Genomic DNA, 22932 nt, shown 5'->3' on the forward strand with positions numbered 1-22932 from the left:
TAGGAGGGACTTATTTCAATCGTGTCTGTAGATACATGTACTTAAATTTTTAATGACAGCGGTTGTGTAAGGTTGGTAGTAAATATGGGCATTTAATTATGCCCATATTTACTTCGTCCGCTAGGAGGAGAAATCGATGCTATCTTAACGCATCCACAGTAGTGCCCACTGTGTGCCGTTAGGCTCAACACGATTAACACATTGACCTGAGCCCTTACTACCAGACGAATAAGTGCCTCTCGCTACCCAGCAATAATCGGCATGAACATCATTTTGCCAACCCACTAAAGTATGCGTGTTTACCATTGAAGCGTACTTAGGTGAAACACAGCCTGGGATAACTTCTGCGCCCGGTGCTAGGCTTTTGGTACAATCAGGCTTGTCAGTACGCATGTGCATAAAGTCTACGCGTTCATTGTAACCCCAAGTGTAGCGCACAAGCTCTAGTTCAGAGGTTGTAAAATTAACACCATAGACATTGTAGCCTCCGCCACAATTAGCACTTGCGCAACTTACTTGCTCTCTGACATCAGAGAATACACCCAAGTCACCTTTAAATAACCAAAGCTTAGTCACGTTATTAGGATCAGTCTCTGGGACGTCGCCATACTGATTTATTGAACTTTTACCGCCAGGTTCGTTTTTAGGGTAGCTGCCTACTAATGTCCAACCACCACCGTCGGTTGTCATATCACAATACATGCTGACAACTTCGCCTGATGCGTCATACAGATCGTAAACACCGTCACCTTGGCTTAGCCCAGATGCAAGGATGTCATTACAACTTGTTGCCACAGTTGGCTGGACAGGACTTAATGTCCAGTCACCTTGATTGCCATTTGCAGCAAACCAAGTACCACTATAAGTACCTTGTACATCTACATTACCAACAAAGTATTGGGTGTTTGAAGGCGTTTTATCAGACAGTTTAAAGTTTATAACATTGCCTTTTTGAGCTGTGGAACCAGACATAAACTGGCTTGCTGCATCCGCATAAAAGTGTTCTTTATCGCCTGTAATTGAAATGTCCTGCGATGAGCCTGATTCAACGACACCATTTAAAAGCGCATCAGTTGTGAGTACATAGTCACCTGCAATTGGCAATTCTTGAGCTGTTGCTATATTTGCCGCGAGTAGGGAGCTAATGGTAAGCGCTAGTTTTTTCATATCTTTCCTTTGAGTATCTACAATACGTATTGGGTATTTTATAAAGTTAATAAAAACTATAATGAAAACTGGGTTTAATTTCATTTATTAAATGTAGTGGTGGGGATTTTAATTAATATATTAATATGTTCAAGGTTATTTTAATTTTATTATTCCTTTGGTTTTATTCTAATAATATTGGGTTGGTAATAATTAATAATTTGTATTAATACGTAAATGAAAAAAGCATATCTCTTAACGGGATATGCTTTACGTTGGACTATCGTGAGTCTACACGAAACTTGTGAAGGCTTTGGATATTAGTTAATAATCCACTGCTGAGAATCTAAAGACCCATCAAACTCCCAAGTGAATACCAAAGGTTCGATGCTGGTGCTGTAATACCAGATTTCTGCTTTTAGTTTTTGCTCAGAATGCGGCAGTAAAATGTCTACTGTCAGACCATTACTGTCAATGGGGGCGCGTAAAAAGCAATTTTCATCGCTTGTCAGAGTTGCTTCTTGTTGGCAGATGTTGATAAAAGCTCTACTGCTTACGACATCAGGTCCAACTGAAACGGAGACTGGTACATCAGTGCTGAAGTCAAAAGACTCATCAACTACGACTGCTTCCATACCTTCTCCACTGGTTGACTCTTCAGCTGCTTGCTCTTGTGTTGTGTTTGTTTGCACCTGTGTGTCGCTAGTGCTTGCGCTCTGAGCTTGCACGTTTTGGCCCGTCGAGTTTGTAGAGCTGGTGGGTTGTTCGTCAGAGCCACCAGATCCACCACCGCAAGCCGTTAATAATAATGTGATTAGAGTTACTGTAAGCTTGTTCATAATCGTCTCCTAGTTTTGTGATGCGTTGCTGATGGTGAATTGGTTATTTGGTACTGGATTTTCAAACCAAGTTGTATACTGCGCACCTGCTGATTGGGCAAAGTCTACAAATTGTGGGTAGGCGATAGACATATCAACTCGCTCGATTGGATGGTCCCATTCAGAGTTAATAATAAGTGCCCATGGCAGCCCCGTTGAGGTTTGAAAATAACCATTGGATGATGATCTATCATCAGCTTGGTCTAGGTAACTATTGTCGAATGCTTCTGTTGGTTCATGATTTTTGAGGTGCACTTCCCAGCCTCGGCCATTGTTCTGGTCGACGAAAGGCCCATGGTAGTAGCCGTCTACCGCGAAAATGAATGGGTCGACTTTACTGGTGGTTGCAACACTTGCACTGTAGCTTGTTGACAAAGGTATGGTGATTTCGAACGGAAAAGGTGCTCTTTGAATGTCACTGCATCCGGTTTCAGTTCTAAAGAATTTACAGCCAGGTTGAACTGGGACCATTTCTCTGGTGTCCGCAAATATAACCGCGATAGCTTCATCGCGACCAGCTTCAAGTGGGCTGTCCGTTTGAGTAACACCATCTATTGTGAGTTCGATATTTGCTTCATCAACATGCTGGCGTGCGATGTCTTTTAAACGTATTGCAAATGCATTGTGATAGCCCGCTCCAACGGCGGTTAGTGCACCTTCAACTTTGTAACGCACTACTTGGTTGCCAATTTGGCTAGTAACTACGCGGTATCTTACAACAACATCATTGAAATCATAATCGCCTTTTTGAGGCCATAAGTCTTCAAAAGCCGCTGTTTTCCAAGAGGTTGCGTTTTGGATTAAGCTACTAGCAACGACAGATACATTTAAATCTTCAACTTCACCATTGTCTATACCCCCTTGAGGCGCAATGTCGCTGTTGTTTGAGACTCTGAACCTTGCCCAAGTGCTGCCTTCAGCTGCGTCAACAGGCACAGGTATAAGCACTCGATTCTCTCCTGCACTGCCTTGGTATTGGCTGATCACGCGTTCAGATTCTTGAAATTCACCGTCTCTATTCCAGTCAACCCACGCATTGACATAGCCTGTTTTTGAAAGGGTAAACGAAATGAGGCTATCAAAACCCGTCTCTAGACTGGTTAAGAAACTAACGCCGTTGTCATCATCATTTGCTTTCGGAAAGTACTCTGCACTGACACTTTCACCGAAGAATAAATCTCCAACATTGTGACGCGCACCATTGGCATCTAATGAGGTGCCGTAACTATCTGGCGCATCGCCATAGTCTATCGTTGGGTCTTCACTGTCATCAATAATCGGAGCGGTAGCGCAGCGCGCGCCATCGTTGGTGCTCGAAATTGGTCCGTATGCAAACAGTTGTGTGTTAGCTGGGTTATCAATATCAATTTTGTAGACATGGCCGTCTTGGTTTCTGCTGATGTAAAAGTTGTTTTCTACATCAAAGTACACCGCACCAAAAGTACCTGATTGACCAACGTTTCCGAGGTTGGAGCTTGTCCCGTTTGATACATCAATTCTGTGTAAGTTACCGTTACTATCAACGCTGTAAGCAAGGCTAGTATTCTCGTCTGGTGCAAATGCCATATCAAAAATATTTAGGTTCAATGCGCTGCCATCAATGATGCGTGTCGCTTGCAGATAGTCGCTACTGTTTTCGTCTAGCGATACTCTATACAACCCTAAGCTGCTGCCTTTTTTGTATACATAAAAGGCATTTTCGTGTATCGCGACATCACCGACATAGAAGTTAGTATCAGGAAAACCGGACGTCATAATCGGCTCTAAGACGTAGTCTTTGCCAACACGGCCGATGTCTTTATTACTGTAATCCCAACCGTAAATATAGCGGTCATGTACACTAAACCCAATGCCGTTTAATTTGTTTCCAGTGCCCACGTTTTCGGCAAAAGTTGTATAGGCACCAGACACCAAGTTTACGCCATACATGGTGGCTGTATTGCCTTGCACTAAAAAGGCTTTTGAAGGGCAAGTATCGAATGGGGCGGCGGATACGCCTGCTGACAGGACGCAGGCTCCAAGTAAATATTTTTTCATGTGACTCTCCAACGTTTTATTTTGCTGTCTTATACATTGCAAGCGGAGGGCCAATTTTAAGTTCTTGAAAATAAGTGATTTTTAATTTTAAACTCTATTGGCGTTGCAATATGCGAGGCAGTTTCAAAATAAAAAATGCAATTTAAAAAGGGAGGATTTAGAGAAGGCTATGGCAATGAATTAGGCACGAGTAGTCAAAATAGCGCCTCGATATTTTAATGTTTTTAAATGGCCCTAAGTACTAGGGCATGATTGGCTATAAAAATAGTAGAACAGTTAACGTTACTTACTTTTTAACACGTCTAACGCTTGTTAATAGAGCAAGCATAAATAAGCTAAATATGCCAAGCGAACCACTTTCTACGTTTTTAACTTCAACACTTACGGTTTCAGACTGAGATAGACCAAATTCGTCGGTTGCAGTAACCGTGAATACAATCGGGCCTGTTTCGTTTACATCTGGTGCAGTAAAATTAAATTGGTTTTGGTTACCAGGTAAAGTTACCGATGGTCCTGAAGTCTGCTCCCAACTAATCGTGACGTTATCGCCATCTGGGTCTTTTGCGTCAACGACATTAATCGTGATTGCTTCACCTTCATGCACGCTTGAACTGCTACTGGTTAAAGAAAGGGTAGGCGCATTATTTTTAATGATATTGACTTTAACAAGCGCAGTTGAAGATGCCTCATATTCGTCAGTTGCGGTTAGTTGATATGTAACAGTTAAGTCTTCAGTCGTCTTTTCAGCTTTGAGTGTTACAACACTCTCTTCACCAACTTGTTGTTCCTCATCAGCAAGCTTAACCCAAGAGTAAGTGATCGTATCATTTTCTCTGTCTGTGGTAGCGCTTGCATCTAAGGTAAATTCAAGCTCACTACGCACATCCAATTCAGTTTGTGCAAGCTCAATAGTTGGTTCTGTATTGACGAATGTGGTATTGAAGTTTTTGAGCGCGACGTTATCGTTGCCAACTGTGAAAATATAGTCCTTCAAATATTCGATGCGAATTTGATTAACGCCGTCAATTAATTCGACGTTAAAAGGTTTGTATACTCTTTCGTCTCCACTATCAATGAGGACTTGCTTACCGTTATGGAATATACCAACTACATCGTATCCGAGTTCACTTGAAACAAGATAGTCAAAGCTAATATCTTTGATGTGAAGGTCATCGATGTTAATCATGAGCGTTGATTCTTGATAAGGCTCCGTTACTTCTGGATTCTCATCTCTGTCAGTGACATCGCCGCTTACAAGGGTTGGCTCTTGCTCTGGTGTTTTACCTACATACCAGTTTTCGTCACCGCCTGTTGACCATTTAACGCTTGATGGTGTCGACATCATTTCATTGATACTTTCTTCGAACTGAGTCAGTTTTGTATAGCCAAAAACAGCTGAGTAAAGGCTGGTAGATGGTGACGTGATACTTGCTTGAACTGTATATTTGTCATGCTTGGAGCCATCAGGTGTCAGCACAGTGAATTGACATTGTGCGTCAGGCTCAAGGACTGTATTAGCACAGTTTTGTTCAGAGAGTTGAACACCCTCTGCGTGCTGTGACAGGCTGAACTCAGCAATTGCCAGAGGGTAATCTAATGTGTTCTTGAAGGTATTTTGAATAGCGAATGAGGGTTTATCTTCTGTGTAAACATGCGACTCATTTTGGCCAAAGCCAAAATCTGAAGTTTTAGATTGTACCCAATAGAATAGAGACTCTACGTCTGCATAGACGCCGGGTTTATTTGGTAATGCACAGCCTTCTCCCCAGCTAACAACACCGACCTGAAACCATTCATCATTTTTCTGTACGATAAGAGGCCCGCCGCTGTCACCTTGGCACGAGTCTTTGCCACCTTCAGCTAAACCAGCACATATCATCGAGTCAGATATACGGCCGTTATAGTACTCCGCACTGTTGCACAATTCATTGGTGACGTATGGCACATCGACTTCTTGTAGTTTATCTGGAGACTCTCCCCCTGAACTGAGTCGACCCCAGCCCATAACTTTTAGGTTATCACCTGCGACAAGGCTATTTCTGATCACCTGATCAGCGAGTTTAATTGGCTTGATGTTTTCAACTGGACGGTCAAGTTCCAATACTGCGATGTCGTTATTGTATTGCATCCCCATGTTATATTGGTCGTGCATTGACATAGAGACGATGTTGTAAGTCTGCCATTGCGAATCGTCTGTGAGATCATGACCTTCAAATTTAACAGTAAAGCGCTCTGCGGGGATCCCCTCGATACAATGACTAGCCGTGAGTACCTTATTGTCGCCAATAAATGACAAGCCACAGAAGTGACCATTGTCTAATTGAAGACTTCCCATGAATGGGTAAGCAAACTCTGCTGTTTCTTGTCCACCTACGATACGAGGTGAATCTATTCCACGACTCTGTTGTGGTTCTAATTTACTTTTTGCGTAAACGCTAAGTGGCGTGGTAATTGTTGCGAGTAAAAGCAATCCTTGTAGTTTGTTATACATACTTGTTCCTGTTTTATGTAATGAAGCATTCATTCTATAAAAATAAACTGATTTGTCCAACTCAGTCTAATAGTTAACTTTATGTATTTATTTATTATTTACATATGCTCTATAAAAAGGAGATTAACTTTATACTATTTTCAGTATTGCTCAGGGTGGGTGTATAGAAAGCTTGAGTTCATCCCACTAAAAATGACAGTCATCCTAATTGCACCTTTTCGCTATGACAAACGTAAAAATCTAGATTATGTTAAGCAAGGTAATTAAGAGTCTTACCATTGGCGTTATGATAAGCCGTAAGGAGAAGAAATGAAGTTTGAGCAATTATTAAGTCACTTTGATACGGGTATCTGTGTTGATCAACTGCAAAAGGAGTCCTTGTTAGACATCGCCTTACTATTTATTGGTGTTGACGGGGAAATTGACGAAAGTGAAAAGCAAGTGGTTTATGACTGGGCAAAAGGGTTGCAGTGGAATTCAACCATTGCAATTGAGGATTACCTTGAAGACAGTTTAGGTAAGTCAATTCTCGCAGTGCAGCAAAATGACATCGAGTCTTTCATTAGACATCGCATACATCACATTGTAGATGAACCAATGAGACGGTTCGCCAAAGAGTTAGTCGTTAAAGTGATTGAAGCTGATGGTAATGTAGACGAAGCGGAAGAAAAGGCTTTAGCTATACTGGAAGCTGAGTTGTAGCGCGATTTGTTGATTTAAAATGTAAGGTCAGGTGCAATGCAATTGTGCTTGGCCTAGCTTATTAACTAAGGTTTATTCAATAACTCAGCTCTTTGCGCTTACTTAATGTTAGATGTATATCAAACTTCCTTATTTTTTGCACATTTCACAATAGTGTTTTCAACATATTTTATGTAGCCTGAATAAAATATCCTATCTTTACCGAACAACTAGAAATAAAGAGGGCGTGATATGGCAAAAACTATGGTGCAAATAAGTGCAGCGTCTGTTTTGTACCTGCTGTTAGCTGGATGTGGTGGCAGTAGCAGCTCTGATGATGGTTCAAATGTAACTGGCGAACAAAACAATGTACCTTCGTGTTCACCCAATCAATTGGTCACGCCAAGGGGCAGTGGCAGTGTATCTGTGAGTAGCTCTTTGCAATGCACTGATTCGGATGGTGATACTCTGACTTTTGAGCCTTCGGTTATAGAGAGTAACAATGTAGCCACCGGTGAGTATTCAGTCAGTATTTCGGTGTCGGATGGCAGGGGTGGACAAACTGCTGTGCAGCTGCAATATCAAATTACTAACCAGTCTCCACATTGTAGCCAAGCGAATCAACCAAATATCCCCTCGAGTAGCGAAAACCTGAATATTGCCAGTTACCTGTCTTGTAACGATCAAAATGGTGATGCTGTGACTTTATCACCGCAGAGCATAGACATTTCAAATTTAGCCAATGGCAATTACCAACAACAAGTAACCTACAGTGACGGTGAGTTAAACGCGATACTCACATTTGAATACATAATTAATGATGAGACACAGGTCGAGCTGACTCGATGCGAACGCATTACTCAATCTGTCTCTTTGTCAACTGAGAGCGACGTCAGTGTGACATGTGATGCTGACTATGCGTACATCACATCTGATACTTATCCAAGCCATGATCTGATGAACGGGATAACCGCGACCAATGAGCAGATCCCTGTTCCTGCGATTGATTATGCTGCACCGATTAAGCTTGAGCCGCATACCGCCACAGCCCCAACAACCATTGACGCTGCGCTTGGTGTGGCGGTGAACGGAGTGCCTATTTATGATTATTCGGCGGCTGGTGAATTAGATTTGTTTAATTACGATCCAAATATCGACACAGTGAAACTTGGCCAGTTAGATAATTGTGGGGGACATGCGGGGCGAGGTGATGATTACCACTATCATGCAGCACCAACTTGTATGATGGATGCCATGGAAAACCTCAGTGACGATACAATTCTAGGTTGGGGATATGATGGCTACCCGTTGTATGGGTTTAATCACCCTGATGGCGGTACTATTTCAGACGGAGATTTGGAACTATGTAATGGCTTACCGGATGAAGATTTTGGATATAGATACCATCTGTCAGTTGCACCGCCTTATGTCTTTCAATGTTTGGTCGGTGAGGTTAATACGGCTATTTTACCGCGAGTTGCGCCTTTGTCTGGCGGTGGAGATCGCGGCGATCTTCGTCCACCTGCTGGTGATGTACAAAACTTGACCCATACCATTGACAGTGATGGTAAAAGAACCATGAGTTATGACTATCAAGGTGAAAACTATTATGTAACCTACACGCCAAGCAAAAGCCAGGCTAACTGCTATGATTTTGAAATGAAAGCTATTTCAAATAATGGGGCAATTCAAACGGGAACATACTGTCGATGAGTAAAACAAAAAAAGTAATCTTCAGTTGTATGACGTTATGGCTACTGAGTGCAAGTATGTTCGCCAGCAGTCATGCACTGAAAGAGACCACTGCGACAATCACGTTAAGAAGTGGACAGCTAGATGTTTTAGTAAATACAAACTTCTCACATTGGTTGTCTCTGTTACATAGTAACGAAGCGTGGTTACTAGGTGACACGGAACGGGTTTTATTGGCCAATCACACCGATTCAGAAAAAGTAAAATTGCTGAAGGAACTGATCTTACAGCACACAAACTTGAGCAGTAATGGCACGAAGCTTAACTGCAAAGTGAGTCAATTTCCAAGCAAACTGAGCGAATTGCAAAAGGATCATCATAAGCGAGCCTACTTTAGACTTGGGTGCAAATCGCCTATTAACAAAGTAACAGCCGTAAGTCTTTCTTTACCCAAGTCTTTGGGTCGAGTGTATGTGAGTTTAGTACAACCTAAACAACAGGTTATTGGGGCTGGTCAAAAAGCAGTGTTTAAACTTTAAATTGAGTTGCGCCATGCAGCGAGTTGTTGCATGGCTTTTACTTAGCTGTTCTCGTAAGAAGAGGGCATTAGGTGCTTAATTTTCTTGCCAAATCTGCGTGACCTCTCACCATATTCAGTGTCAGCTGATCATTTGGCTTTGTGTCATATGCTCTTTTTACTGCCGTGCCGCCTATGACAATTGACCCTTTACGCGGAAACATGTAGAGATAGCCTTCTGGCGTTGGCACGACATAGGAATAGGTAATCTCGGGTTGAGGGAGTAAGTGTGTTAATTGGCCTTGAATGGGGTACATGCTGTTATCACCAAAGAGCACACTTGCGCCAAGTCCGGTACAGTTGACAATGACGCTCTCTTTTAGTGAGAAGACGTCATCTACACTCTTAAACTGTGCGAACTTCAACTTGGCACCCGCGCGCTGCGCATCTTGTAAAAGAGCGGGCAAATAAAGCATTGGGTCAATGATTAACGCCTTCATATAGCTCTGATATGGATAGCCAAATAAGTTATCGTTGGTACTTGTTGCGAGTTCTGGATATAAGTCATTACCACCAGGTAGAGTACTTATAGATTGGCGTTCTTCAGGCAGCAGTAGATGGTAATTGTTCCAACATACCCCGTAGCGAGGACGGTTTACGTAAGTGAGAAAGCGCGCAAAAGATCCGCGAATGATCGGCCTATCTCGTGTTAAAAATTGCGAGGTGACTACTTTTTTATCGAAGTAACTGCTAGGTAGCCACAGTGCAGCAGCAATATTAGAAGTTGTGTTTGGTGGAAAGTCCTTTGCATAGATTGTGACATTAAAACCTTGTTGCGCTAGCAAAAGGGAGGTTGTTAAGCCCATGACACCGGAGCCTAGTACTGCTATATCTCGAGATAGGGGTTGGCTCGCAAGTTGAGCTGCGATGATAGATGTACCCCAAGAAAGCGTGATGCCACCACCTCCGTGACCATAATTATGTACGATGGTTTTATTTTCGAGCTGCTCCAACTCTAGACGGTACCCTTGCGGTCTAAAAGGGCGCAGACCGACAACTGAATGGGTGACTCTATCCATTGAAGACTTGAGCGCTTTGTAATGAGCGTATCGGCTTTGCTTATTGGGAGTAGCTTTTGGGATTGATGCGCATGAGGCTAACCCTAACATACCAAGGCTATATCCCGCTCCAATTAAAAGATCGCGTCTATTCATCATAAATCGTCCTTTTCGTATTGATATAGTATCACATTGTACCCAATTTAATTAAATGTAAAGTGAAAGGAGACGATGCTACTTATCTGATTAAGGTACAGTACACATTGCGCTTGTCATTTCTATTGGTTGTTTTATAACCCATTTATTTAATTTAAGGGCTTAATTTTTTTGTTATATAGTTGATTTTCTGTAAAAAATGTATAAGGTTTGTTCCTTTTTTAGAATTATAAAAATACAGTATAATTTTTTGAGCATTAACAAGGAGCCACATAATGCTAAAAGCCATTTTTCCGTTAACGATTGCACTTGCCTCATATTCATCACATGCGGACGATTTTGAGTTTTCTTCGGGTATAGGGCTACAATATGGCGGTATAGTTGGGGTACAAGCGGCTCTAAAACAGGAAAATAGTAAATATTTTGCCTCTTTAGGTCTTTACGGCGTATCTGTAGGGGGGCAATATGTCGTGTCTGAGAATACCAAACACGCGTTAGGTTTCAATGCTGGTAGAATGCTTCTGATTTTCGGTGATTATACCGATTATGTTGCGTTAACTTATAATTACCATGTCAGTGGCTTTCATAACTCAGGCTGGGAGTTGGGTACTGGTGTGGGTTATTTCGTCAATGAGGAATCCTCTACAATCTTTAGTTCCAAAGTAATCGAAGAAGAAAAAGAAGCCAATTTATTTATCAATATTGGTTATAAGTTTTAATGCACTAGAGGTAGTTTGAGTATAACCTGCACTTTGCATATCATGCCCTTCGCTAAAAGCGCATTGCAAGTTTGCATTACGGTTATTTGAAATATTCAATACTCCTGTATTGATTCTCTGCTCAAGCTCTACTAGTTTTTTAGGGCGGCGAGACGCTCCCGCCCCTTTAAAAAGGGCCTTCAAGACCGGGACGGCCCGGCAGCTATAAAGAGGCTGCTTAGCGAGAACGGTCATCAATATTATACCTTAGCTTTTTTAACTTAGCCTCTAAAGTAAAACTGATGTGCTGTGCACAGCTTTACAGAGGATATGACTATGAAGCCCGTAATTTCAATCGTGACACACCAAGATGCGCCACAAGGGGTCGCCGATGATAAAATTTTGGCGGCCGAACTTACAAAGCGGGGCGTCCATGTTCAATTTGCAGTTTGGAATGATTATAGGGTTAACTGGTCTCTAAGTGACCTAGCCCTAGTGCGCTCAACTTGGGACTATCATCTACAGCCAACAACATGGCACCAGTGGATTAAACAGGTTTCGACAGCTACCAAACTGGTGAATTCAGCAGAACTGCAATTGTGGAATAGCAACAAATCTTATTTGTTAGAGTTAGTGTCTAAGGGAATAAATGTAATACCAACAAGATCACCTTCTACCGTGACTGAGCTTTTGAAAACATGCAATGAGAATGATTGGCATGATGTCGTTATTAAACCATCAATTGGTGCCAGTGCGTTTGGCGCTAAACGTTTTAATACATCATCTCTAAGCACAGAAGGGGCTGTGCACTTTAACGAACTTGTCAAACGCTTCGCAGTGATATTGCAACCGTATCAAAAAGCAGTGGAAACTGAGCGTGAACGCTCCCTTGTATATATAAATCAAAGCTTTTCACATGCGTTTAGCAAACCCGCATTTCATTCTGAACTTGGCAATCAGTTACTTGAAGCGCATCAAGCCTTACCTGATGAACAGAAATTAGCAAAGAGAGTGTTGGATGCGTTACCCGAATGTCCGTTAATTGCACGCATAGATTTATTACCGTCCGAATTTGGTCCTAAGCTGATGGAAGTAGAGCTAATCGAACCCGAGTTAGCGCTGCACTTTAGTGACAAATGTACGTCAATGCTTGCCGATGCTTTGATGGAAGAGGTGAGGGCTGTTTGAGTGACTAGATAAGGGGGGCGGTTTTGAGTCGCGCTCAGTGTTGGGCTAGTGGCACTTATTATTTATAAAGCCTATTAGCTAGCCCAGTACATTACTTTATTCACTCTGGCGTTTAGTAACTTTCGACTCGCATTAGAGCAAACTAAGCGTATGTCGTCATTTTTAGTGTGTTTTTATACGCCGCCTGAAATTAACACGGATTTATCTACTGGTGGGTTCGTACATTTCAAGTTTGCGGTTACATAAGGCCAATGGACCCTTTTCGCATGAATTACAAAACCTTGCTTCATTGTGTAATCTGAAAGCTCAAATGAACCAGCGCAGAGTTCAGCAGCTCTACGCATTAACTTTACTCTTAAACTGTCATATGACTCATTATTACTACCGTCAACACGAACGAGAAATTTGTTTTCGGTTAGCACTTTTTCTGAATATCCGCTAGCCCCATTGTGAGGGTAACCATCAAGTGGTTGATATGAACTACAGCCCATCATTCCAAAAGTTAGGAGTAGTATTGTAAATCTGAACAACGTTAAATACCTCGTGAAAATACCAAAATCAAAGGGGGCAGAGTAATTGCTTTAGTCGACCAAATTTGCTGTAAAGTTATTTGGTTGAAAGGCCCTCACTGAGTTATTAATACTCTTTTCATTAAAACTGCGTTTTCGCCGTAACTAGGGCATATGGTTGGCCTTGGAACTTTTGTGAATTCTAGCATTGACCAAAAGCTATCAGCACCTTGAACTGCAACAAGCGTTATTCTCTTAATCCTTTTCTGTAATGCGACTCTTATAAGCTCTTTCACCATTTTACGGCCTATACCTTTTCCCTTTGATTGTGAGTTAACTGCCATATCATGCAGAAATAAGGTATCACTATTTCCAGTATCTGGCAGAGGCTCAAATAGTTTTGGTGGCTGAGTGCCATGCCATGGATGCGCTAACAAATAGCCCAATACATCATTTTGGTTTGAAACACAGACAAAGCATGTTTCCGGTGACGCGGAATATTTAGATTTGAGTACTTCTAACTCTTCCGGACCAATTTGATGATAAGCGTCATTTTGAATGTTCAAGATAGCAGGCCAGTTTTCCTCTTTTATTTCTTGAATCTTCATGTACCTTGCATCCTTGTGAGTTAAATTTGTACTGTGTTAATTTTGACTAAAGTTAAATGCTAAATGTGACCTGCGCAATATTCTTCAAAGCGAATTGTAACCAGTAAGCAAAAAGGCGGGATTATATGCGTTTACGTCCCGAATGTCACAACGTAACACATCTATTTCTCCCCAAGTTTCAATAAGAAAGTGACAATTCAATTGGAGAATGCCATTAACTTTGAATCCTTTGGTTAATTCAACGCTCTAGGTGTGTAAAAGGGGTCGAGTAACAATGATAAGCAAGCGCCAGAGTATTGTAAGTTTGGTTGAATGGGTTTGTACTAAACCGTTGTGATGCCAAAAAGTTAGAGCTTACCCGTATGATAAAACTCTAGTCGCTTCTTTACAAATAAACATTGTTCTAACCAGTCATTTTTCTCGGCAATATCTATTAGTTCAGATGGCTCTTTATAAAGCTCCAAAGCATCGGAAACATCGATGGTGATAGCACTCTCAAATTCATTCAAGATCTTTTCAATACGACATACTAAAGGTTTACAATCTGATTTATGAGATACATCAAGATGCGCCAAAAGAATTCTCATTGAATTGATTTTCGGCTCTCTAAATTTATCTCTTTTGATCTTTCTTAGTAACCAAGTCCACATATTTTCACTATATTTTTGAGTGTTTTTAACTACATCAATTTTATTATAAAACTCAGAGAGTAATAACAGGTTTTAATGTGTAATGTTTATTGCGATTCACCATAGCAGTATCTCGAAACTTTGTCACTATTTTGGGGTTTTTATTGAATAAAATTTGGTGAAGATAAGTGAAATTAAAATATATAAGTATTTTAAGGTGGTTTTTCTGTGGGGGATTTTCATTTGATATGGATTTTTATATGATTAATACATCTATATCGGATTTACTATCAAGCGTTAGCATTTTAGCGAAGTTAATTACATCATCTACAGACTCCGCGGGGTGACTTGTCGTTGTTATAAATTTTGGTGTTATAGAGTCGCCGATTGCCAGTTCATCAATAATATCTTCAATCTTTTCACAGTCAACACCAACGACGCAAAACAAAACATATCCTCTATCCAATAGAGATAAAATTATCTCATTCTGTTCAGTGCTATAGCGTCGCGTAGAAACTAAAACTACTCTCGAATTCTTCATGGCATATAAATTTTATGCATTCATTTGTTATGTAACGTTATACATGGCGATTGTTTGATATATTGAAAAGCGCTCTATACTTTTGAAAAATACATAGTTTTTAGCAGGGTTTGGTGCTATTGCTCTGTATTTTAGGTGTGTATCTTACCGATGTTTTATTACGTATCTTTTACATCGTCATGTGAGCTTTCCACTACGCTAGAAAAGGCATAACTAAAAACTGTTCACCCTTCTCATTTAACGGTTAGTGCTCGTTTAATTAGGGGTTAAACTTGGTAATCCTGCGTTTGAAATGTCTCTTTGGCCAGTTTAGCTTTATTAATATGCTCATTATGACGTTCAATAAGTTCAGATAATTGTCCAACTCGACTTGGAATATTTACAATTTGAACATTGCCGTTGCTGTACCAACCTTTGTTTATACACTGCTATTTTCTTCACAAGGTAGAAATTCTGTACTCAATTCAGTCGGTCTAAGTGGATATTCTTTACTATTTACGCCTATGGCTATAAAAGTCAGGTCAAATAAGGCGATGATTTAGGCTATAAATTTACAATTGCGTTGTGGTATTTTGGATATTTGAAAATAAACCTAACGCCTTAATAAAGGACATAAAAGCAGATGGACGTAATGGTGATTAAGGAGCGCAAGCCATACATTTTGTGCCCTTGTCATAAACACCAATGATACATAAAGTCCATACTCCACTTTAAGGACTTTTTTACAGGTGCGGCTATGAGGCGTTTAGTTTAAAATGATCCTAAACGCCTTCATGAGTTCTTGTTTGAGGGTTTTGTTATATGCTCTTGGCTCTCAGACCTGCGATAACTGGGTTAATAAGAAGCAAGAAGACAATTAGCCCGCTCAAAGGCAGATAAAGGCCAACTTCTCCATCCGAGACATCTTGATATGAAGCGTATAATACGTACGCTATGCCAGTTACCCCCGAAATTTTTGGAAAATCATGCATAGACAATGTAAGCGTCATCCAAAATAAAGCAGAGACTAATACGTAAAACCCAAAGCCTTGATTGTCTATTAGGGTCTTGATTCCTTCAAGGTCTCTTGATGGCATTTCAACGGCAAAGAAACTTATAACAGATATTAGCCACAGCAGTGCACATATAACAACACCACCGTAAACCGCAACCTTATAACCTTTAGCAGATTTCGTATCTGGGAAAATGTAGTATTTTAGAAGATTTATTAGAGTTATGTTCATAATTTATAGATACTCTTTAAAGAGTAAATAGATAACTGGAGACGAAATAAAGTAGCCTGTTATTAAAATTTTGAAAAAGCTATCACTGGTGGCGGAAATATTTGCAGCTATACTAAAGGACTCTTCATCGGGCACTTCAAAAGGTCTTATTCTTCTGTATATTTTGAAAAAAATAACGCCAACAAGAAAGGGTATCGTTATCGCTGTGATTAGTAGCACCACAAATAACCATGCTTCAATACTTGTTGATTTCACAGTATATTCCTTGAAAGTATCGTGGCTTAACTTACAATCCGAGCTCGCTGTTATGTGCCTATAATTTTTAATTAACCTATTATGATTTCTATTGAGCTATTCATGCTGCCAATAAAAATTACTGAAAGGCAAAAGTGTGAGTAGAATAAACGAAAGAGTAGGAAAATTCCTTCCCAAAAATAAGTCTAAACCTGAAATTTATACCAGCATTATTAACTATTTAAAGTTGCTCTACTACATATAAATGACTGTTTTACCGAGCATTTCAGTAACTGAATGACAGGAATCAAAGGGGTCAGAGTAATTGATTGTAATTTAGAGCGATCGATGACTTATTTGGGTGTATTTCATATCCAAAAATGTTACTGAGCTAAAGTTTCAGTTTGTATGCAGGCAAGTCTTCATTTTTTAATGATATTGGTTGCTTAAGAAGACTAGATAAAACGAGTCAAAGAGCGTGTTCAAACCAAGTTTATGCGCCATTAATAATGCATTTGTTAAGTGCAGTGCTGTAATTTTACTATTTTATCCCCCTTAATGTTTACAGTAATGTGGCTTTAAGCACCACCAGCTGAAAATTTTAAATTACGATAACGACTAGATTCCGGCATGCTTAAATGAAAGTGTTGGTTTCAGCGCAACTTTGACAAATACACAAGTTTCCATTTGATGCTCATTTCCCGCCTTGCTTAAACAAGGTTCTAGTAATAGAAAAGTCTTCATAGGTTGCCAAGCTGAAATCAGTAAAGCTACAAAAATAATTACCAACCAAGTGTGTTGGGGTCTTTTTGCTGGATTTGTTAGCTACTAAAAACTCTTGCCAAAATAGGAAAAAGAGCTGTTAAGCAAGCAGTTAGTAAAAATGCATGGAATATCATTAAAAATATAGTGTGGTAAAGGCGCTTACAAGTCTCTTTGATTGTACAGAATATAGGGTTTGCATATAGCGGAGTTAAGAACGGCAAGGGACCTTTACTTATCTTACTTTTATTAAAATAGTTAACTGAAGCGAACCCCATCATCACAACTTGCACGACTGCAAAACCCGTGAAAAAGATAATTTCGCTGAGGAACTGAGAAAATCCATTTGCAAGTTGAGAAAGGATAAATATAAGAAGCATTAAACCAAGCAGCTTAAAAAAAGCATGTTGATGCTTTGCGTTGAACTTTTCTGCAAATAATTTAGGTAAATAGTCCATGTACTTTTCGTTCGTTAACGCCTTAGATACCCGTGCTCATTAGCATAAGTAAGCGTTTATTGTGATTTGGCTCGTTATACACCATTTTGTGCTAATTTCTCAAGCGTATTACCCATATATAGGCGCTGAAATTTCCTAAGGTTATGGTTCTACACGTGCTGTTGACCACAGCCCGTGCGCTTTATGTGTTAAGAATCTCGCAGCCATGCAAGCACTCCAAGATACGCTATATCACGCACTGCCAGCAGAATTGGTAGTGCAATTAGTAACGCAAAAAAACGTAATAGGGCAGGAATTAGCAAAAAGTTGCGCTTCTGATTACCAGACGTTCAATATTGTAGTTTGCCGCCAGGGCTTCTAAGTTAATACCAAATGCTGAGGCTAATATAAGGGCTGGGTAAAAATACATTACTTCTTGCTGGTAATTCTATGTTGATTGCTGAGGCTCAGGTGCTTGCTGTTGTAAGTAAATAAGCGTGAGTTTTACGGTGTTTTTGAGCTGAGGTTTTGCACTTATTTTGCACAAGATAAGGTTTAGGTGTTGAAATACCTTTCCAAGTATTTGAAAGGTAGGGGAAAAGCTGGTCGGCATAGCAGGATTTGAACCTGCGACCCCTGACACCCCATGACAGTGCGCTACCAAGCTGCGCTATATGCCGACTTGGTTTGTCACTATAATGATTTTATTTTAAAAGGCAATAACTAATTGGTTTGTTTGGACATTAATTCATCATATCACTTAAATTGAGTGTTACTGGCTGTATTTTCTAGCGAAAAAAGTCGAAAAAACCAATTTGTAAATATGATGTGAAAATAGATACTGTAACTTATCAAAAGTTAACCCTTGCACTGCTTTAGCCCAAAATGTCTAATAGCTTATTCCTAAGTTAATGAAAAATATAATTATTTACTACTGACTATCTATATCAAACCCATAGAGTTTGTTAGCCTTTGCATCACAAGGTGGCATTGAAGCCGCCAAATATCCAATGACAAAAAGGAAACACATATGTTTAAACAAGCTTTACTGACAGTATCGGTGTTGGCTGCTTGCTCTGCAAGCGCAGTTGTACTGGTTGAAAATACGACGGACAACATTGGCGCAGTGTTAAACGTTGCAGACAATGAAGTCGTGATTTCAGGTGTTGCAAGTAACCTAGATCAAGAGCCTGGTGCAGTTGCATTACAAAACAATCAAGATGGAACGTTTACAGTAAGCTTTAAAGAGTGGGAATATCTCGATGGTGCGCATTCCAATGAGACTATCTCAACACTCAAACTCAGTGCAGGCACGCACACCATGCAAGACGGGTCTATTTGGGAGGTAGGCACTGTTGATTTAAGCACGGCTAACCAAACGTTTAACTTTTCACAGCAGTACGATCAAGTTCCATACTTATTTTTAAGCCCTCAGTCTGACAATGGTGGGTTTGCTTATGTGGCACGTGCTAATAGTGTGAATCAAATTGGGTTTAGTGCCAAAATCCAATATCAAGAATTACAAACGGCAGCAAATACACGTGCTGGGCAAACGGTTGCATATTTGGCTGTATATGCGCCTAGCAAATCAGGAAATTTGGATACGGGTGAAGTGTATAGGCTAAACCAAGTTAAAGTAGACGAGTTACCAGTGCAATTCGAAAGCCATGAGCTGTTTTTACAGGAAGAGCAATCACGAGATGCAGAGCTTGTGCATGTCCATGAAGTGATTAATGTTCTTGATATCAATGGACACCTATTTGCACAAGATATTACGTCAATTGGTGGTGATACCGCGACCATCCGCGCCAACAAAAATGTCAACCCAGCAATTGGAAATACGAGCTGTAAGGCTATTTTAGATAAAGACTCAGCTGCGAAATCTGGTTACTACACACTAGATCCTGACGGCACGGGAGGGTTGCCTGAATTCACCACTTACTGTGACATGGAGACCGAAGGGGGCGGTTGGACCCTTATGGGGATCCGTTATGTACCGGGTAAAGCGTACAATCACATTCATGACTTTGAAGTACTGTTTACAGCGACACAAAACATCACTTCATTTGATGACAACTATCACTTAACCGACACTCAGTGGGTTCATTATAAAAATAACAGTCAAGAGTTAATGGTTACGATGCGTGATGTCGGTGTGTTTGCGGTTGCTGATATTGCAGTATTGAACAACGCGAGCTGTATTCCACTTCAAGATACGTTAGGTAGAAATCATGGTATGACAGGTGAGCATCAGTTCAGACTTTACTGGCATGAGACATCGGGTTGCAGTGGCACTGGTAGTGACTATTCAATGTTAAACTATCACAATATCTATGCGTATGCAGGCGGGGTGTATAAAGCTGGCAATGTCGCGGGTATAGCGGTAGAACAAACTACGTATATCTTTGTGAGATAAAGAAAAAGGAGCAACCTGAAGAGGTTGCTCCTTGACAATAGCAGAGGGGTTTAAAAACGCGTTACTAGCCAAGTTTTATCATGGCTAAAATACAAAGTACGAATTTTGCCTTTACCTTCAACGTTGACCATATTGACCTGAGTAGGCCACAGGTCTCTTAGTGCGCCGTTAAACATTTTAATGCCAGCAGTCGCTTCAGATAGTTTGGTTTCTTGGTATACCCAAAAAAACTTACCGTCTACTTCAAATCCAACGTCTGTGAGTTCTATGGCGTCACCGTTTAAGGTTTTAAGTTGAAACTGCTTGGCCACATAGTCGGCAAACTGTTGCTGCGTTTCTTTTGAGTTCAGAATGTCAGCATGTTTATCAAATAGTGACTGCACGGCATGTTCAGTATCATGAAGATAAAAGCGATGCATCAGCTCTAGCTGACCCGTATTTTTGTTAAACAAGGCCGTTGTTTCAGATGCCTTTTGTTGGTGAGCCATCAGCGTGGTACTCATCAATAACATTAACACGGTTGCCAAAAGGTGAATGTGCTTAGCCATTACTTATCCTCTTGCTGGTTGTCAGCTTTGATCTTAGTTTTGATGTCTTGCATGATATCGCGCTTCACTTTGTCCTTACTTTTCGCCTTTTTATACGCTTCAACGCGAGAAGGAATAATACGACGAGGGTAGTGATTGTTCTCAATATTCACGTCGGCCGTTTCCCAACCTGGATCGACAACAACTTGCTTTAGCACCTTGTTTTTGTCAGTCACGATTAACTTACGAACTTGCTTTGGCGAACGACGCCAAATTTCAGCAGGAATATACTGATTTTCTGTACTGCCATCTTCATAACTTAGCTCTAGTAAGATAGGCATAACCAGTCCACCAAGATTGGAGAACTCAAGCACATAATAGTTTTTGTCCTCTTCTAACGCGCGGGTAAGCGTTTTGCGCTCCCATGGTTTAAGAGACTCCATGAACTCCCTGTATTGGTTTCGCTCTTTATTCGTGACCGTAAAGCGATCATTTTCGTCGTAAAAGTCGCTAATATCTGGGTTCAATTCAATCCATAACTTCTTGCCTTCAGCTTTATTACGCTCAACGAAAAGCGATGAAGGTTTGTTTTGTTCAAACTGGCGTTCGCGGGCAAAGTCGATGTCTGGATCGTGTGTATCTAGACGCATTTGGTACACTTTGTCTACGGAAATATCAACGTGATCGGTCGAGTAAAACCAGCCTCGCCAGAACCAATCTAGGTCAACACCAGAGGCTTCTTCCATAGTACGGAAAAAGTCAGATGGTGTAGGGCGTTTAAAACGCCAGCGCTCAGAAAACTCTTTAAACGCAAAGTCGAATAGTTCACGGCCTAAAATTACTTCTCGTAATATATTTAAAGCAGCTGCTGGCTTAGTATAGGCATTAGGACCTAAATTTAAGACGCTGTCAGATTGGGTCATGATTGGAACCTGATTTTCAGATTTCATATACCCGACGATGTCTCTGGGTTCTACACCCCATGGAATATTTGGATCCCATTCACGTCCTGCCACACCATCAAGGAAGCTGTTTAGGCCTTCATCCATCCACGTCCACTGGCGCTCGTCCGAATTCACTATCATAGGGAAGTAGATGTGACCAATTTCATGGATGACAACACCAATCAAGAAACGCTTTTCAGCTTGAGAGTAGGTACGTGTGCCATCGTCTTGAAGCTCTGTACGCGGACCGTTAAAGGTGATCATCGGATATTCCATACCGCCCACTGGGCCATTGACCGACTGTGCAGTTGGATAGGGGTAGTCAAATGAAAAGCGAGAGTACACTTCCATTGTGTGGATCACAGATTCTGTTGAGTACTTTTTCCAAAGGTCACCCCCTTCTTTGGGGTAGAAAGACATCGCCATAACGTGCGGCATCTCGTCACCGCCTTGCTGGTAGCCACGTGCATCCCACATGAATTTACGTGATGAAGCCCACGCAAAATCGCGTACATTGTCCGCTTTAAACTTCCAAGTTTTACGCTTATTGGTGCCTGCTTTTTCATTATCGAGCGCTTCTTCTTCAGTCACGATAAAAACTGGGCGCTTGGCGGTTTTCGCTTCTTTTAGGCGTGCACGTTGTGTTTTAGTCAGCACATCTTTTGGGTTGGTCAGTACACCTGTTGCACTAACAATATGGTCAGCGGGTACTTCAATTTCGACTTCGTAGTCGCCAAACTCTAGAGTGAATTCACCGCGTCCAAGAAACTCTTTGTTGGTCCAAGCTTCATAATCGGTATAGGCGTGCATTCTTGGGAACCACTGTGCGAGCAAGAATATGTCATTACCGCCTGGTCTGGCATCATCAGCAAAGTGCTCGTAACCAGAGCGCGCAGACACTGCGTCTTCTTCGACAATGTTGAACGCAAAGTCAATGGCAAACTTTACCGAGTCGCCTGACTTCAAAGGCTTGGGTAAATCAATACGCATTTGTGTACCCACAATGGTAAAGCTTAGCTTTTTACCACGGTTATCTGTCACGGCACTGATTTCGTAGCCAAGCTCATTGTCAGTCATAAACTGCTGTCTTCTCAGCTCGCCTAAACTGATTTTCGCAGGCTTATTCGTATCGCCAGCCTGTGTGAGGGGCCCTCTGCGCCCAACGCCACCAAAATTGTTCGCCATATTGGCGATAGAGTCATCTTTAAAGATGTTTTGGTCCAATTGAACCCAAAGGTACTTTAGACGGTAGGGTGAGTTGTTATGATAGGTGATCTTCTCATGACCAGTTAACCGACGTTTTTTCTCGTCAAGAGAGACTTTAATTTTATAGTCTACTTTTTGTTGCCAGTATTGCTGGCCGGGCTCTCCAGCCGCATTGCGGTAGACATTTGGCGTAGGCAGTACTTCATCCAATTGACGGAATTTGTCTTCAAAGTCGCCCTTTGTTTGTTTTATTGCTGACGCGTGAGCTGAAGATAAAAATATCAGCGGTGCGAGCAGCGCAATGATTAATGATGTGTTTGTTTTCATTTTATATTCTTTCTTGTTTTCACTATT

The 22932-nt window shown here is 41.0% G+C and carries 20 protein-coding genes and 1 tRNA gene; 6 read left to right on the plus strand and 15 right to left on the minus strand.

What is annotated here, in order from left to right; translation table 11 throughout:
- Positions 1-144 precede the first annotated feature (144 nt).
- The 4 genes from A7985_RS01080 to A7985_RS01095 all read right to left on the minus strand — a co-directional run bounded on the left by A7985_RS01080 (position 145) and on the right by A7985_RS01095 (position 6552).
- The gene (locus A7985_RS01080; RefSeq protein WP_065788602.1) at positions 145-1167 is read right to left on the minus strand and encodes a fibrinogen-like YCDxxxxGGGW domain-containing protein; all 1023 of its coding nucleotides are present in this window, start codon (positions 1165-1167) and stop codon (positions 145-147) included.
- A gap of 299 nt (positions 1168-1466) precedes the next feature.
- A complete protein-coding gene (locus A7985_RS01085) occupies positions 1467-1985 on the minus strand; it encodes a hypothetical protein (protein WP_065788603.1) in 519 nt (172 codons plus the stop codon).
- A gap of 9 nt (positions 1986-1994) precedes the next feature.
- Positions 1995-4061 (minus strand): LruC domain-containing protein, encoded by a 2067-nt coding sequence (locus tag A7985_RS01090; RefSeq protein ID WP_065788604.1) that lies wholly within the window; start codon positions 4059-4061, stop codon positions 1995-1997.
- 286 nt (positions 4062-4347) lie between these two features.
- On the minus strand, positions 4348-6552 hold the full coding sequence (locus A7985_RS01095; RefSeq protein ID WP_065788605.1) for a serine protease: 2205 nt from the start codon (positions 6550-6552) through the stop codon (positions 4348-4350).
- A gap of 309 nt (positions 6553-6861) precedes the next feature.
- Here A7985_RS01095 and A7985_RS01100 point away from each other — a divergent pair, with 309 nt between their 5' ends.
- The 3 genes from A7985_RS01100 to A7985_RS01110 all read left to right on the plus strand — a co-directional run bounded on the left by A7985_RS01100 (position 6862) and on the right by A7985_RS01110 (position 9464).
- Positions 6862-7254, plus strand: a complete 393-nt coding sequence (locus A7985_RS01100; protein ID WP_065788606.1) for a hypothetical protein — start codon at positions 6862-6864, stop codon at positions 7252-7254.
- Between the two features lie 231 nt (positions 7255-7485).
- Positions 7486-8946 (plus strand): YHYH protein, encoded by a 1461-nt coding sequence (locus A7985_RS01105; RefSeq protein ID WP_065788607.1) that lies wholly within the window; start codon positions 7486-7488, stop codon positions 8944-8946.
- Positions 8943-9464 carry a hypothetical protein gene (locus A7985_RS01110; protein WP_065788608.1) on the plus strand — a complete coding sequence of 174 codons (522 nt, stop codon included), beginning with the start codon at positions 8943-8945 and terminating at the stop codon, positions 9462-9464. Before A7985_RS01105 ends, A7985_RS01110 begins: the two co-directional genes overlap by 4 nt.
- Before the next feature lie 67 nt (positions 9465-9531).
- Here A7985_RS01110 and A7985_RS01115 read toward each other — a convergent pair whose 3' ends face one another.
- Positions 9532-10659, minus strand: a complete 1128-nt coding sequence (locus A7985_RS01115; RefSeq protein WP_218061272.1) for an FAD-dependent oxidoreductase — start codon at positions 10657-10659, stop codon at positions 9532-9534.
- A 272-nt stretch (positions 10660-10931) separates the two neighbouring features.
- Here A7985_RS01115 and A7985_RS01120 point away from each other — a divergent pair, with 272 nt between their 5' ends.
- The gene (locus tag A7985_RS01120) at positions 10932-11375 is read left to right on the plus strand and encodes a hypothetical protein (RefSeq protein WP_065788609.1); all 444 of its coding nucleotides are present in this window, start codon (positions 10932-10934) and stop codon (positions 11373-11375) included.
- Positions 11376-11690: 315 nt separating this feature from the next.
- Positions 11691-12542, plus strand: a complete 852-nt coding sequence (locus tag A7985_RS01130; protein ID WP_065788611.1) for an ATP-grasp domain-containing protein — start codon at positions 11691-11693, stop codon at positions 12540-12542.
- Positions 12543-12715: 173 nt separating this feature from the next.
- On the opposite strand, the gene A7985_RS01135 is transcribed toward A7985_RS01130, so the two are convergent.
- The 8 genes from A7985_RS01135 to A7985_RS01170 all read right to left on the minus strand — a co-directional run bounded on the left by A7985_RS01135 (position 12716) and on the right by A7985_RS01170 (position 18165).
- Positions 12716-13072 carry a hypothetical protein gene (locus A7985_RS01135; RefSeq protein ID WP_141685239.1) on the minus strand — a complete coding sequence of 119 codons (357 nt, stop codon included), beginning with the start codon at positions 13070-13072 and terminating at the stop codon, positions 12716-12718.
- A 95-nt stretch (positions 13073-13167) separates the two neighbouring features.
- Positions 13168-13659, minus strand: a complete 492-nt coding sequence (locus A7985_RS01140) for a GNAT family N-acetyltransferase (protein ID WP_065788613.1) — start codon at positions 13657-13659, stop codon at positions 13168-13170.
- Between the two features lie 347 nt (positions 13660-14006).
- Positions 14007-14309: a hypothetical protein gene (locus A7985_RS01145; protein WP_065788614.1), complete on the minus strand. Its 303-nt coding sequence runs from the start codon at positions 14307-14309 to the stop codon at positions 14007-14009.
- A gap of 235 nt (positions 14310-14544) precedes the next feature.
- Positions 14545-14829, minus strand: coding sequence for a DUF7684 family protein (locus A7985_RS01150; protein ID WP_441843336.1), 285 nt, complete (start codon positions 14827-14829; stop codon positions 14545-14547).
- A 797-nt stretch (positions 14830-15626) separates the two neighbouring features.
- The gene (locus tag A7985_RS01155) at positions 15627-16052 is read right to left on the minus strand and encodes a hypothetical protein (RefSeq protein ID WP_065788616.1); all 426 of its coding nucleotides are present in this window, start codon (positions 16050-16052) and stop codon (positions 15627-15629) included.
- 3 nt (positions 16053-16055) lie between these two features.
- Positions 16056-16307 carry a hypothetical protein gene (locus A7985_RS01160; protein ID WP_065788617.1) on the minus strand — a complete coding sequence of 84 codons (252 nt, stop codon included), beginning with the start codon at positions 16305-16307 and terminating at the stop codon, positions 16056-16058.
- 800 nt (positions 16308-17107) lie between these two features.
- Positions 17108-17506 carry a hypothetical protein gene (locus A7985_RS01165; RefSeq protein WP_065788618.1) on the minus strand — a complete coding sequence of 133 codons (399 nt, stop codon included), beginning with the start codon at positions 17504-17506 and terminating at the stop codon, positions 17108-17110.
- A gap of 582 nt (positions 17507-18088) precedes the next feature.
- Positions 18089-18165, minus strand: a tRNA-Pro gene (locus A7985_RS01170).
- 350 nt (positions 18166-18515) lie between these two features.
- Between A7985_RS01170 and A7985_RS01175 the strand changes: the two genes are divergently transcribed.
- On the plus strand, positions 18516-19901 hold the full coding sequence (locus tag A7985_RS01175) for a fibrinogen-like YCDxxxxGGGW domain-containing protein (protein ID WP_065788619.1): 1386 nt from the start codon (positions 18516-18518) through the stop codon (positions 19899-19901).
- A gap of 50 nt (positions 19902-19951) precedes the next feature.
- Here the strand turns inward: A7985_RS01175 and A7985_RS01180 are convergent, their stop codons facing one another.
- Together A7985_RS01180 and A7985_RS01185 are read right to left on the minus strand one after the other, a co-directional pair.
- Entirely contained in the window at positions 19952-20437 is a 486-nt protein-coding gene (locus A7985_RS01180; protein WP_370671160.1) for a DUF6702 family protein, read from the minus strand.
- Between the two features lie 11 nt (positions 20438-20448).
- The gene (locus tag A7985_RS01185) at positions 20449-22905 is read right to left on the minus strand and encodes a M1 family metallopeptidase (RefSeq protein ID WP_065788621.1); all 2457 of its coding nucleotides are present in this window, start codon (positions 22903-22905) and stop codon (positions 20449-20451) included.
- Positions 22906-22932: the final 27 nt, after the last annotated feature.

Source organism: Pseudoalteromonas luteoviolacea, from assembly GCF_001696455.1.
Taxonomy (GTDB): domain Bacteria; phylum Pseudomonadota; class Gammaproteobacteria; order Enterobacterales; family Alteromonadaceae; genus Pseudoalteromonas; species Pseudoalteromonas luteoviolacea_C.

Bases quoted from the DNA above. Each gene is read 5' to 3' on its own strand.
- A7985_RS01185 (WP_065788621.1), bottom strand. From the start codon at position 22,905: ATGAAAACAAACACATCATTAATCATTGCGCTGCTCGCACCGCTGATA.
- A7985_RS01120 (WP_065788609.1), top strand. From the start codon at position 10,932: ATGCTAAAAGCCATTTTTCCGTTAACGATTGCACTTGCCTCATATTCA.
- A7985_RS01085 (WP_065788603.1), bottom strand. From the start codon at position 1,985: ATGAACAAGCTTACAGTAACTCTAATCACATTATTATTAACGGCTTGC.
- A7985_RS01115 (WP_218061272.1), bottom strand. From the start codon at position 10,659: ATGATGAATAGACGCGATCTTTTAATTGGAGCGGGATATAGCCTTGGT.
- A7985_RS01150 (WP_441843336.1), bottom strand. From the start codon at position 14,829: ATGAAGAATTCGAGAGTAGTTTTAGTTTCTACGCGACGCTATAGCACT.
- A7985_RS01140 (WP_065788613.1), bottom strand. From the start codon at position 13,659: ATGAAGATTCAAGAAATAAAAGAGGAAAACTGGCCTGCTATCTTGAAC.
- A7985_RS01090 (WP_065788604.1), bottom strand. From the start codon at position 4,061: ATGAAAAAATATTTACTTGGAGCCTGCGTCCTGTCAGCAGGCGTATCC.
- A7985_RS01155 (WP_065788616.1), bottom strand. From the start codon at position 16,052: ATGAACATAACTCTAATAAATCTTCTAAAATACTACATTTTCCCAGAT.
- A7985_RS01095 (WP_065788605.1), bottom strand. From the start codon at position 6,552: ATGTATAACAAACTACAAGGATTGCTTTTACTCGCAACAATTACCACG.
- A7985_RS01175 (WP_065788619.1), top strand. From the start codon at position 18,516: ATGTTTAAACAAGCTTTACTGACAGTATCGGTGTTGGCTGCTTGCTCT.
- A7985_RS01110 (WP_065788608.1), top strand. From the start codon at position 8,943: ATGAGTAAAACAAAAAAAGTAATCTTCAGTTGTATGACGTTATGGCTA.
- A7985_RS01100 (WP_065788606.1), top strand. From the start codon at position 6,862: ATGAAGTTTGAGCAATTATTAAGTCACTTTGATACGGGTATCTGTGTT.
- A7985_RS01165 (WP_065788618.1), bottom strand. From the start codon at position 17,506: ATGGACTATTTACCTAAATTATTTGCAGAAAAGTTCAACGCAAAGCAT.
- A7985_RS01145 (WP_065788614.1), bottom strand. From the start codon at position 14,309: ATGTGGACTTGGTTACTAAGAAAGATCAAAAGAGATAAATTTAGAGAG.
- A7985_RS01130 (WP_065788611.1), top strand. From the start codon at position 11,691: ATGAAGCCCGTAATTTCAATCGTGACACACCAAGATGCGCCACAAGGG.
- A7985_RS01080 (WP_065788602.1), bottom strand. From the start codon at position 1,167: ATGAAAAAACTAGCGCTTACCATTAGCTCCCTACTCGCGGCAAATATA.
- A7985_RS01105 (WP_065788607.1), top strand. From the start codon at position 7,486: ATGGCAAAAACTATGGTGCAAATAAGTGCAGCGTCTGTTTTGTACCTG.